Annotated in this window: 11 protein-coding genes; 9 read left to right on the forward strand and 2 right to left on the reverse strand. The window is 57.4% G+C overall.

Annotated features, from left to right (window positions below; genetic code table 11):
- Positions 1 to 3 precede the first annotated feature (3 nt).
- Entirely contained in the window at positions 4 to 3,927 is a 3,924-nt protein-coding gene (locus ACYVB2_RS10565; protein ID WP_382432405.1) for a tetratricopeptide repeat protein, read from the reverse strand.
- Positions 3,893 to 6,697: a bifunctional glycoside hydrolase 114/ polysaccharide deacetylase family protein gene (locus ACYVB2_RS10570; protein WP_382432407.1), complete on the reverse strand. Its 2,805-nt coding sequence runs from the start codon at positions 6,695 to 6,697 to the stop codon at positions 3,893 to 3,895. Before ACYVB2_RS10570 ends, ACYVB2_RS10565 begins: the two co-directional genes overlap by 35 nt.
- Positions 6,698 to 6,897: 200 nt before the next feature.
- Here ACYVB2_RS10570 and galE point away from each other — a divergent pair, with 200 nt between their 5' ends.
- From galE to tatB, 9 genes are read left to right on the forward strand one after another with little or no spacing between them, the layout of a single operon-like run.
- Positions 6,898 to 7,908: a UDP-glucose 4-epimerase GalE gene (gene galE, locus ACYVB2_RS10575; protein ID WP_382432409.1), complete on the forward strand. Its 1,011-nt coding sequence runs from the start codon at positions 6,898 to 6,900 to the stop codon at positions 7,906 to 7,908.
- Between the two features lie 50 nt (positions 7,909 to 7,958).
- Positions 7,959 to 8,759 (forward strand): imidazole glycerol phosphate synthase subunit HisF, encoded by an 801-nt coding sequence (gene hisF / locus ACYVB2_RS10580; protein ID WP_382432411.1) that lies wholly within the window; start codon positions 7,959 to 7,961, stop codon positions 8,757 to 8,759.
- Positions 8,760 to 8,773: 14 nt separating this feature from the next.
- On the forward strand, positions 8,774 to 9,172 hold the full coding sequence (gene hisI, locus ACYVB2_RS10585) for a phosphoribosyl-AMP cyclohydrolase (RefSeq protein ID WP_382432413.1): 399 nt from the start codon (positions 8,774 to 8,776) through the stop codon (positions 9,170 to 9,172).
- Between the two features lie 15 nt (positions 9,173 to 9,187).
- Entirely contained in the window at positions 9,188 to 9,553 is a 366-nt protein-coding gene (locus tag ACYVB2_RS10590) for a phosphoribosyl-ATP diphosphatase (RefSeq protein WP_382432415.1), read from the forward strand.
- The gene (locus ACYVB2_RS10595) at positions 9,550 to 9,936 is read left to right on the forward strand and encodes a DUF4870 family protein (protein ID WP_382432417.1); all 387 of its coding nucleotides are present in this window, start codon (positions 9,550 to 9,552) and stop codon (positions 9,934 to 9,936) included. Before ACYVB2_RS10590 ends, ACYVB2_RS10595 begins: the two co-directional genes overlap by 4 nt.
- Positions 9,929 to 10,957 (forward strand): patatin-like phospholipase family protein, encoded by a 1,029-nt coding sequence (locus tag ACYVB2_RS10600; RefSeq protein WP_382432419.1) that lies wholly within the window; start codon positions 9,929 to 9,931, stop codon positions 10,955 to 10,957. The genes ACYVB2_RS10595 and ACYVB2_RS10600 overlap by 8 nt, the downstream gene beginning before the upstream one ends.
- Before the next feature lie 29 nt (positions 10,958 to 10,986).
- The gene (locus tag ACYVB2_RS10605; RefSeq protein WP_382432421.1) at positions 10,987 to 11,346 is read left to right on the forward strand and encodes a histidine triad nucleotide-binding protein; all 360 of its coding nucleotides are present in this window, start codon (positions 10,987 to 10,989) and stop codon (positions 11,344 to 11,346) included.
- Positions 11,347 to 11,387: 41 nt separating this feature from the next.
- Entirely contained in the window at positions 11,388 to 11,630 is a 243-nt protein-coding gene (gene tatA / locus ACYVB2_RS10610) for a Sec-independent protein translocase subunit TatA (protein ID WP_382432423.1), read from the forward strand.
- Positions 11,631 to 11,650: 20 nt separating this feature from the next.
- Positions 11,651 to 12,118, forward strand: coding sequence for a Sec-independent protein translocase protein TatB (tatB, locus tag ACYVB2_RS10615; RefSeq protein ID WP_382432425.1), 468 nt, complete (start codon positions 11,651 to 11,653; stop codon positions 12,116 to 12,118).
- The last annotated feature ends 20 nt before the right edge of the window (positions 12,119 to 12,138 follow it).

Here is a 12,138-nt window from a genome sequence, read left to right on the forward strand (position 1 = left end):
CGGTTAAAAGTGATAACGGTAGTTCAATTGAACTTCTTGGCTCAGGCCCGGAGTTTGTGCTCCAGATTTGCCCAAACCCCAGATCAGGCTCAGGTGGTCTGCTCCGAGCACGCTGCCCGCCAAGCCCAAGCGCAGACTGTAGCCCGCCCCTTGGCGGCTGTGCCAGGTGTGCGCCAGACTGGCCAAGGGCAGGAGGGCGCGGATGTAGTCCCGCTCAAAACGCAGATTGGTAGTGAGTTGCACGCCATAGAACTGAAAATTGTCGGGCAGCAAATAGCCACGATCTACATTGGCGATGCCTGGGGGCAGATAGCGAGTGAAGGCACGGTCGGCGCCCGATAAGCCTTGGGGGTTGCGCCGGTCGTAACTGTGGCTAGACCAGAAAGCACCCATATCCACAGTGGGTACGTCTAAGCGGTAGGTGTGGGTGTAACTCAGGGCGGAATGTTGTCCATTGCCTACTTCACCCCCGGTTTGCCATTCGTATTTTTCTCGCCAGTGGTTGAGCGTTACTTGGTCTAGGCGGGTGGCTTGGTAGCGCATGCCTATGCCCAAACGGTCTTTCATCCCGCCCATGCGCAAAGCCAGACTCTCTTGGGTAGGCAGTTGATTGCCCCAGTCCAGATGCAATGACAAGCGGTTGTCCAGCCGTTGTATATGTTCAAGCTGCCAAGGGGTAGAGCTGGCTAAGCTTTCGCGCCAGCCCAGATGCAGCATGGTGGAGCTACCCCCCCCATACTGCCAGCGCAAGGCACCATAGGCGGCACGCTCCTGAGAAGGCTCTTGCAGGGCGCGTGGATCGGTGGTTTGCCGGTCGGTACGCAGCATTTTGAGCCCCAATGACAAAGAGGGGCTCAATGGGTAGTGCAGCCGTGTCTCTGTTTCTTGTTCGTCCAGCTTGTCTAATCTGCGTGAGGCTATGTTGCCATTGGCATGGGGGCTGAAGGCCAATAGGTTCTCGGCCAGTTGCTGGTGCAGTGGGCTGTCATCGGGTTGGTCGTGTTGGGTCTCGAAGGCGGCACTTTGCGCCAAGCGCACATCCCCCACAGCGGCTGCTGCATTCACCCGGTCGTAACGGGGCAAGCGTTGATCGAAGATTTCGAGCAGCTCGCCGGTGGCAGCTTTGTCTTTCTCGGCCAAAGCCACGGTAATTTCGGCCCACAGTGGCCGGTTGGCTTGTATGCTATGGCTGCGGGCATATTGTTGCCATAGAAAACCACGTTCGGCGGTGTATTCCCCCGCGTCTTGCAGCCAGCCAATGGCGGTCTCTGCCGCTGCATTGGATAGGCCGTGGCGGGCGTCACGGTCTAGCCGCAGCAGCTCGCGCAACGTAGCCAGTCCCACGTCTCCTGGGCGCTGTGTCAGTTGTAGGCGGGTGCGGGCTATTCGCCGTGTTGTATTCAAGCCCTCCTCGGTCAGCCAGCGGGCACGCGACTGTGTGGTGCTGACATTGCGGTGGACTTTTTGCCATTCTTGACTGAGCAGGTAGCGCCGTAAGCGCCATGCACGATCCGATTGTTGGTTTTGATCTAGCGCATCGGCATAGTTCATGAGCCAAAGCAGGTCGTTGCGGTGCGCTTGCACACGGGGTTGTAAATAGCGATCCAGGGCAATAGCGGGCAGTGACAGGGACTGGTAGGCCGATGCCAGGGCATCGTGCAATTCTTTGTCTTGGCTCCATTGGGCCTCGTAACGCGTCAAAATATCGCGCAAGGCAGTGGCATCGTTGCCCTCGATGAACAGCCATAGCAGCGCATGGCGCATGGCTGTCGACTGTGGTGCCTGTCGCAATCCAGCCTCGTAATACTGGCGGGCTTGGGCACGACGGCCTGTGTTTTGGTAGCACAGCCCAGCTAGGCGCAAAAACTCAGGTTCTTGGCGCAAGCGGTGCAAGGCCCGACGTTGTGCATGGGGGGCTGGATCTACCCGCTGTAGTACCCGTTGCGCCTCAGACCATTGGTTGCGGCTGGCATAAATACCCAGGGCCAAAATGAAGTGGCGGGACTGGTCGTGTTGTTGCCACGCCAGCAGCGCCACCTCAGCGGCCTCTAGCGGTTGGTCGGTTTGTAACAGCCGAATCAGGGCATCAAAGTCCCCAACATCAGCACCATCTTCGGCCAACAATTGGCGATAAGCCTGCACGGCCAACAGGTCTCGTTGTTGGTCTTGTGCCATCTGGGCCGTGAGGCGCCAGAAGGCGGCACTGTCTGTGGTGTCAGGGGTGATCTTTTTTTGCGCCGCCTCTAACCACGCCAGTCCTTGTGCCGCTTGGCCGCGCAACAGGGCCAACACTGCTGCACGCATCGCCAGCGTGGGGGTCAATTGGGTGGGGTCTTCAAACAGGCGTTGCCAACTGGCCAGAGCCAAGTCCAAATCGCCCGCTCGCTTGGCTAGGCCAGCCAACATTTCCAGGGTCTGGGGGGTGGCAGGTTGCTGGCGCAGGTAGTCCAGTGCAGGCTGGGGAGACCCCAAACGCTCATAGGCATCTACCAATTCTTGCAACAATGTGGGGTGGCCAGGCCTGCGCCGTAACTCGTAACGCAATGCCTCGACCAGTGCAGCATCATCAAACTGTCCGGGAGCCAAGCGCAACACCGCTTGCCAGGCCACATTGTTTTGTGTCTGACGGGCCACCTGCAACCAGTGTTGCAAAGCCAACTCCAGTCGCCCCGTCCATTCAGAGACTTGGGCCAACCGCTCATGCCAAAGAATGAGTTGAGGGGCTTGTTGTACGGCTGCTTTGGCCACACGCCAAGCATCTTCAAGGTTCTTGTTTTCTAAGAACACTTGGTACCCTAGGGTGTAGATCTTGTCATCAAACGGCAGTCCGGGCGCCGCGATCGGGGGAGACTTTTGGCTGCTGGATACAACTTGCCAGTCTTCTGGGGCCACCCCATCGTTGGGGTGATGCAACAAGGATGGATCCAACAGATAGGCCCGATCTTCGTATTGCTGCGGAGGGGGGCTGGGCAGCTGCCTGTGCGTGACTGGCTCCAGTAAGGTTGGGGTGGTGGTGGATGCTTGGGCATGGGCTTGCCATTGCCGCCACAGGGCCAGACGCAGCAACTGCTTGACATATTGCTCAGCAATGTCTGGGCGGCCTGCGGCCCGTGCCAGTTGTACCAACCGTTCAATGATTTCGCTGTCGCTGTGCAGTGTCTGCAGCTCTTTTTCTGCCAGTTCTAGGGCTGCCAGTGGTTGCCCGCTCGACTGCATGGCGGCAATGGCTGCCAGAAAGTATTGCTTGGCCTGTGGGGCATGGGGCGTGGCTTGGCGTGCCAGCAGATACAACTCAGCACATGCTGCGTAATGGGAATGGGCCAATGCGGTTTGTGCCGCTTGTTCATACAGTCGTGCGGCTTGGTCTGGCTGCCGTTGTTGCAATGCCCGCTGGCGCATCAGCGTGATGGCAACGGTGGGCTGCCCCAAGTCCAATGCTTGGCGGGTTAATTGTTGTTGTTGCTCTGCAGACCATTCTTCACGTACGAGCGCGGGCAACTGTTCTACCAGCTTGGTATGCAATTGGGCGCGCGCTTGGGTGGCCGAGCCCGCTGTTTTTTCGTAGGCTTGGTAGGTACTCTCCCACAGGAGCCAGACAGCACGGCGGTGTATGCCCGCATCGGCCGATTGCAGGGCGGGTTGCAAGGTCTGGCGCATAGTGTCGAGCTCGCCCGCTTGCCCCTGTTGTCGTGCCAATAACCAACGCAGTTGCGGATTGTCTGGATCGCTGCGCAAAAGGTTGTGCAGATAGTTGGTAGACAAATCGGAGTGTTCATTGCCCGCCTGACTCAAACGGCGTTCCAAGTCTTGGCGAGGATAGAGCAGCCATAACCCCCCGCCCACCATCACTGCCAATAGAAATAGCAGCCAGTAAGGAGCAAGCAAAGGCCGCTCAGCGGGTTGGGCAGACGATCTGGAAGTCGGCATGTGTAGCAGTCAACTCAAACATTTGGACATCGGCACGTACAGCGGTGGTGGTGCGGACAGGGGCCAACACCCGTTGGCCGGTGCGCACTTGGCAGTGGCTGCTGTGGGCCACACTAAACTCGAGTGGCACATGGCCTTGCAGGGAGAATTCGGTGTGTGTGGCATTGGCATTCACCTGCCACTTTTTGATGCGTGCATTGGCCTCATACAAAAACGGGCGTGGGGGGGGGGCTGTGCCTGTTTTCTCCAGCGTTTGGAAGCGGGCGCTATCACCTGTCAGGTGCAGGTAGGTGCCTTCGGCACCTTCACGGTAGCCGGCTACCTGTTGGCTCTGGGCCAGTGCTGGCATGCCCCAACTGGCAGGCAGGCGCAAAGTGCGCAACTCACCACTACCGCGCACACGCCAGCCCTGCCCATCGCGGGCCAGGGCATAAGTATAAAAATCCAGTACCTTGCGAATGTATTCAGAGGCAAAAACCGGGTGCAGGGGTTGTGCCTGCGCCCAACGGTACACCTTGTGCAATGCCTGCAGCCCCGCCCGCTTGCTGGCTGAGTAGGTGTGGTAGTAAATATCCACTGCTTTGATACGGCGTGGATGGCCCGTCATCTCAAAGGTTTCAATCGCCCGCTCAAAACCATAAAACGGCCCCTGCCAAAGGTTGGTGTAAATGTTCTCGTTGGTGATGGGGGCAAATACCTGCACATAGCCATCCTTCTGAATGCCGTGGCTGCGCACAGCGGTCAGCGAGGGCTGGTTGCGGGAGATGAAGGTATCGCCACCGTTCATGTTCAGTAATCCAGCACGGTCGGCAATCGCCAAGGCTTCACTGCTGGGGGCGGTATCGCCTGTCCACAGCATGATCTGCACCTTCTTGCCGGTGGGGGCCAGCCGTTGTTGGATGTAGTTGACCGAACCGACAATTTCGCGTTCTAAATTGAAGGTGTAGCCGGGCAGCTCCAGGTGGTAGTCTTTTTGGGTTTCGTCCAAGAACGTGCCGTGTTTGGCTTCCTGGTTCCATAAAAAGGGATGGCTATAGCTGTGGCTGGCCATTTCGACATGCGGCAACCGAAACATCCGCCGTGCAATGTCCTCTAGTTGGGTGCTGTATTGTGGGTAGAGGCCGTGTGCGGCAATCTCTCCTTCAATCACCGACATGGTGTGCGGGATACGGTATTTTTCCAGCACATCCTTGAGCAGTACTTCTGAAGAGAAGGGGCTGCCTGCCATTTCGGCTCTGGATGGAAAGCCATCGCCATCAATGTGGGCCATCAGCAAGCGGCGGCCATTTTCGGTGGTCACATCTGGCACTGGCATGGGGGGCAAACGCAGTGCCTGCGTTAAGAAAGTGAAGGGGTCAATCACCCAACGTTGCTGGTCTGTGCCAGGAAGAGTCACCAAAACGAAAGGATCGAGCACAAAGCCACCCCAAGGCATGATGGCACCCGCCACAGCCCGTTGCCCACGCTGGTCCTGTAGCTCCAACAAGGGCGTAGCCTGTGCGCTCCATTTGTTGGTAATGCGTACTGGCTCATATTCCCGGCCTGGCATCGGGGGGGCGATTTCAAAACCCATCATGGGGTGCTGGCGTATCGTTTGCAATGTGCCCTGCATCCCCAAGTCACCCACTTGCAGCCCCAACTGTTCTGTCCAGCTGCGGTCGGGCAGAAAGCCAAAATCATCAATCAGTGCCAATGGCATTCCTTCGCCAGCACGGGCCAGTAGCCAACGGCTCAACTCCTTGCCTTTGGTGGCAGGCAAAAAGCCCGAGAACCAAGTCACTACCCCCGCATAGCGATCCCGATAAATGCCTTGGGGCAAAGGCTGCCTCGTATCGGCATACTCCACCAAATAGCCCATGTGGTTGAGGGGCATTTGCAGGTAGCGGTGGGCGTTGGTGTAGTTGAGCGCAACAGTCTCGCCGCCGTTATAAAGAACCAAAACACGCCGGGGCTGGAATTCGATATTGCCCACACCAATGGTGTGCAATTGGCTGTCACCCACCCAAGGAATGAACCCCAGCGCCTCAATTTGGCTGGCTGTGGCACGGGCCAAGGAGCGGTTGTGGGGTGGCACATAATCAATCACCAGCACCGGAATTCCATGTTGTTGCCGGATGGTTTGCAACTGGCCTAGCAACCATTCGCGACTGGCCGCCGGAACTTCCTCATAACGCTTTTGACCAGCATTCCAGCCACGGAACAACGACTCGGCGGCCACCATCTCAATTTTGTCGCGCACCCGAGGCACGATTTCAAAACCGCGATTCAAAATCAGTCGGATGCCCGGAAAGCGCCGGTGCAGCGTTTCAATGACCCGTACCAACCCGGCCTGCTGGGCCGCTTCATCAAACTGGGCGGCTAGGCGATAAGAGTCCAGTGTGTCCAGAAAGAACCCTCGGTAACCGCGCTCCCACAAAGGAGCCACCACCCGGTTGGCAAAAAACTCGGGCCAGTCTGCAGGCGTTTGGTCTAGCACCTCTGACTGCCAGTCACCATTGCGTGCCAGCTTCCAGGTTGTTGGAATGTCTGGGTAGTAGCGGCGTGAAGGCTGCACCTCTGCTACCGACACATAGGCATACAACTGGCTGCCGCTGCGCTGGTACAGCAGCGGGTCGTGGCCGTGGTCAGGCTCTACCACCACGATGTCAAACACTTTCAGATCGGCCAAGGGTGCCGCGCCGTAATGCAAGGCCACCGCAGGCAAAGCATGGACAGACACGGACAACAGACTGCCCAGAACCCACAGCAGCAGAGGAAAGAATTTAGACATGGTGGGTGTAACCAAAAACATGTAATGCACAAAACACCAAAAACGTAACAAGGTGTTTTTAAATTGAATTATAGTGATAGTCTATCTAAAGCAGATATTCATTAGTTCATATTGCCGTTGTGGTGGGGGCTGCAAAATATCAAGCTCTTTTGCCATGAGGGTCGCCCTGTGTTGGGGCACTTTCCAAAGGATGCAAGGGCATGATTTTGGTGACTGGTGGTGCCGGTTTTATCGGCTCGCATACCTGTGTGGCACTGGCGGCTGCGGGTTTTCCTTTTCTTATTCTGGACAATTTCAGTAACAGTCGCCGCTCAGTGTTGGAGCGCATGGGCCGCATTATCGGTACAGAGCCAGTCTGTATCGAAGGTGACGTGTGTGATGCGGCCTTGCTGGCCCGTATCTTGGCACAGTACCCGATTCAGGCGGTGATCCACTTTGCCGCACTGAAGGCGGTGGGTGAGTCCGTCGCTGCCCCCTTGCGTTACTACCAGAACAATGTGGCTGGCACCATCACCTTACTGCAAGCCATGCGGCAGGCAGGGGTGCGTAACTTGGTGTTTTCATCTTCGGCCACGGTGTATGGTGAGCCGGCGAGTGTGCCTATTCGCGAGAATTTTCCGTTGTCGGCCACCAACCCTTACGGTTGGAGCAAACTGATGATGGAGCAAGTGCTGGCTGATGTGGATGCGGCAGAGCCGGGGCAGTGGTGCATTGCGCGTTTGCGTTACTTCAACCCTGTGGGGGCGCACGAGAGCGGCTTGATTGGCGAAGACCCGCAAGATGTACCGGGCAATTTATTGCCCTATGTGGCCCAAGTGGCCGCTGGTCAGCGCAGTGGTCTTTGCATTTATGGCAACGATTACCCCACTCCTGATGGCACTGGGGTGCGTGATTACATCCATGTGATGGATTTGGCCCAAGGCCATGTGGCAGCCTTGCGTTATTTACAGCAACATCCCGGCCTGCTCACGGTCAATTTGGGCACAGGCCGTCCAGTGTCCGTGCTAGAAATGGTGCGTCGCTTTGAGCAGGCCAGTGGCCGCCCCATTCCCTACCAAATAGTAGGCCGCCGTCCCGGTGATGTGGCCCAATGTTGGGCCGACCCTTCGTTGGCGGCGCACCTGTTGGGGTGGCAGGCCCAGCATGGCATTGAACGCATGTGCCAAGATGCTTGGCGTTGGCAGAATGGTGTGGCCCGCAGTTTGTCTTAGCCGCGTGGTATCTTCCTTGGCTTGTTCTCCATTGCTACATTTACTGCGCCATGCTTGCCAAACGCATCATCCCCTGCCTTGACGTGACCGGAGGCCGTGTCGTCAAGGGCGTCAATTTTGTTGAACTGCGCGATGCGGGCGATCCCGTCGAGATCGCCGCACGATACAACGCCCAAGGGGCCGACGAGCTGACTTTTCTTGACATCACCGCTACCAGTGATGGTCGCGACCTGATCCTCCACATCATTGAGGCCGTGGCTAGCCAAGTTTTTATCCCGCTGACTGTGGGTGGGGGCGTGCGCACCGTAGAAGATGTCCGCCGCCTGCTCAATGCCGGGGCTGACAAGGTCAGTTTTAATTCGGCAGCCATTGCCAACCCCGATGTCATCAGTGCCGCTTCTGGCAAATATGGCGCCCAGTGCATTGTGGTGGCAATTGACGCCAAGCGCCGCACCCCGCAGGACGAAGCCCGCCTAGGCACCAATGGCCAAGCGGTAGGTGCGGGCTGGGATGTATACAGCCACGGTGGGCGCAAAAACACCGGTCTTGATGCAGTGCAATGGGCCGCCGAGATGGCCCGGCGTGGCGCTGGCGAGATTTTGCTGACCAGTATGGATCGCGATGGCACCAAGGCTGGATTCGATCTGGCCTTGACACGCACCGTGAGCGACACTGTGGCCGTACCCGTCATCGCCTCTGGGGGGGTGGGTAACTTGGATCACTTGGCCGATGGTGTGCAGCAAGGCGCTGCCGATGCGGTGCTGGCGGCCAGCATTTTTCACTATGGTGAATACACCGTGCAACAGGCCAAACAGCACATGGCGGTGCGTGGTATTCCGGTGCGTTTGTAATCTAATCGTTCACAATGGGTGCCATGAACTGGATAGAGCAAGTCAAATGGGATGCGCAGGGCTTGGTACCTGTGATTGCACAAGAGCAGGGCACTGGTGATGTGCTCATGTTTGCTTGGATGAATCGAGAGGCTCTGCAAAAGACCGCTGAATTGGGCCGAGCTGTCTATTTCAGCCGGTCACGCGGCAAGTTGTGGTTTAAGGGCGAAGAGTCTGGCCATGTGCAAATGGTGCACGACATTCGCATCGACTGTGACAACGATGTCATTTTGCTGCAAGTCACACAGCAAGGCCATGAACCGGGCATTGCCTGCCACACTGGGCGGCACAGTTGTTTCTACAGTGTGCTGCGTGAGGGGCAGTGGCAGCCGGTCGATCCGGTGCTCAAAGACCCCCAATCGATCTACCAATAAAGAAAGGTTGCTTGCATGTCTGCTGCTGATACGTCGATAGAGGGGGCACTGGCCCGTCTGGCGGTAGTGATTGAGAGCCGCAAGCCTGCCCAAGGCGGCAACCCCGAGAAAAGTTATGTGGCCCGTCTGTTGCACAAAGGCCCAGATGCGTTTCTGAAAAAGATTGGTGAAGAGGCCACCGAGGTGGTGATGGCCGCCAAAGATGTAGACCACGGGGCTGACAAGGCCAAGCTGCTGTATGAAGTGGCTGATCTCTGGTTTCATTCCATGATTGCGTTGGCCCACTATGGGTTGGAGCCTGCCGATGTGGTGGCCGAACTCGAACGCCGTGAGGGCACCAGTGGTTTAGAGGAAAAAGCCCAGCGTCAGGCCACACCATGAGCGATATCTTGGATGTGCAAAGCAACGAAGAAAAAGCCCGTGGCCTGATGGCTTGGGGTTGGGTCAGCTACCTCCTGCATCTGGTGGTGGCGGTGGGGGCCGTCATTCCGGGGGCGCAGCCCGGTGCGGCCTTGTTAGTGATTGCACTCATCATTGATTTGGTCAAAAAAGGGGACGCCGAAGGGACTTGGCAGGCCAGTCATTTTTCTTGGCGCATTCGTACTGTGCTGTGGGCCGGGGTGCTCTATGTGCTCACGTCCCCACTGTGGTTGCTGTTCGTCTTTCCTGGCTGGATTGCATGGGCGCTGATCTCGTTATGGTTTCTCTACCGAATAGTGCGCGGCATGGTGGCGATGAACAAGGGGCAAGAGCTGTATGCCTGAAAGCAGCAACCCGGCCCCGCGCTTGAGCCTGGCTTTGCAAGGAGGGGGGCCACATGGTGCCTTGACCTGGGGGGTGTTAGATGCCTTGCTCGAAGACGGCCAGATTGAGCTAGACAGTATCAGTGGTACTAGCGCCGGCGCCATGAATGCTGTGGCTGTGGCCTACGGCTTTGCCCAAGCAGCACAACAGTACCAAGATCCGCAAGATGTGCGCCAAGCGGGTGCCGATTTGGCCCGCGCTACCCTGACGCGCCTGTGGGAAGGCACTGGCGCTTTGGGCAATTTGGCTTGGGGGGCACCGCTGTCGCAGGTGTTTCCAGGTTTGGCCATGATGACGCCTTGGCTGGCACCTGCACAGGCCAATCCTTTGGATATCAATCCGTTGCGCCAGCTGTTAGAACGTGAGGTCGATTTCGAACTGTTGGCTACTTCTGAAGCTGCACCTCGGGTGTTTGTGTGTGCCACCAACGTGCGCACTGGGCAGGGCGAGATATTTTCCGGCCACCGCCTGACTGCGGATGCTGTCATGGCCTCGGCCTGCCTGCCGTTGATCTTCAAAGCCGTTGAGATTGATGGCGAAGCCTATTGGGATGGCTGCTATTCGGGCAACCCACCACTTTACCCACTGATTTACAGTGCCCAAAGCAGCGATATTTTGTTGGTACAGATCAACCCGGTAGAGCATCTGCGGGTGCCTGCCACAGTGCCCGAAATCACTGATCGTGTCAACGAGATCACCTTCAATGCCGGTTTGCTGGCCGAACTGCGCTCTCTGGAGTTTGCCCGCAGGTTGCGCGCTGAAGGCAAGATTGACACCGGACATTTCAAAGAGGTTCACATGCACCGCATTGATGGTGGTGCCGTGCTGGCCGACTTTGGCATGGCCAGCAAAACACGCGCTGATCTGGGCTTTATGCGTCAGCTGTTTGCGCTGGGCCGCACGGTGGGCCTGCGGTGGTTGCAAGACCATCGTTCTGACATTGGTGTGCGTTCCAGCTTTCAGTTGGCACGGGCCATCTGAAAAGATTCACCGTCTCCTCAGAGAGTTTTATGCACGATTCCAATTGCCTTTTCTGCAAAATTATTGCGGGTCAAATTCCATCACGCAAAGTCTACGAAGACGAAGAAATCTTTGCCTTTCATGACATTCACCCTTGGGCACCCGTACACTTTCTGATGGTGCCCAAGCTACACATTCCCTCTATGGCCCAAGTGCAGCCAGAGCATATCGGCCTGTTGGGGCGCATGATGGCACTGGCCCCACGCTTGGCATTAGAGCAAGGCTGCAACCCCTATCCCGAAGGAGGATTTCGCATGGTTGTCAACACTGGCCTTGAAGGTGGGCAGGAAATCCACCATCTGCATCTCCATGTCATGGGTGGCCCGCGTCCCTGGTTCAAGAAGGGCTGATACCCCCCTCTACAATGAACCGCATTCCTTAGGAGATTTTCATGGGTTCGTTTTCCATCTGGCACTGGTTGATTGTGCTGCTCATCGTCGTCATGGTGTTTGGCACCAAGAAGCTCAAGAACATCGGCTCCGATTTGGGTGGCGCTGTCAAGGGGTTCAAGGACGGCATGAAGGACGGCAGCACGGCAGCCGACAGCACTACCAGCCCATCTGCTGGGCAAGTGGCCAACCACACCGCCACCGACAAATCGACCATCGATGTCGAGGCTAAGCACAAAGGCTGAGTCTTTGGGATGGCATCGGCATGATTGATATTGGCTTTTCCAAACTGGCACTGATCGGTGCGGTGGCGTTGATCGTCATTGGGCCAGAGAAACTGCCGCGCGTGGCGCGGACGGTGGGCGCTCTGTTGGGCAAGGCACAGCGTTATGTGGCCGATGTCAAGGCCGAAGTCAACCGCTCGATGGAGCTGGATGAGCTGCGCAAGATGAAGGAGACCGTCGAGGGCGCAGCCCGCGAGGTAGAGCATTCCATCCACACCCAGACCCAAGCATTTGAGCAGGATTGGGCTGATGCCACCCGCTTCGATGCCTTGGGGGTGGACACCACTGCCAGCAGTGCAGTAGTGCCTGCCTATCGTCATCCTGGTAAAAACTGGCGACTCAAGCGCGGTACCATGCCCCAGTGGTACAAATCGCGCCACGGTGTACGCACCAAAGTACAGTCCGGTGCAGCGCGAGTAGCGCGCCACCGCCCTCCTAAATTTCGTTGATGCCGCAGCGCCCTGCGCGG

Source organism: Giesbergeria giesbergeri (assembly GCF_054779375.1).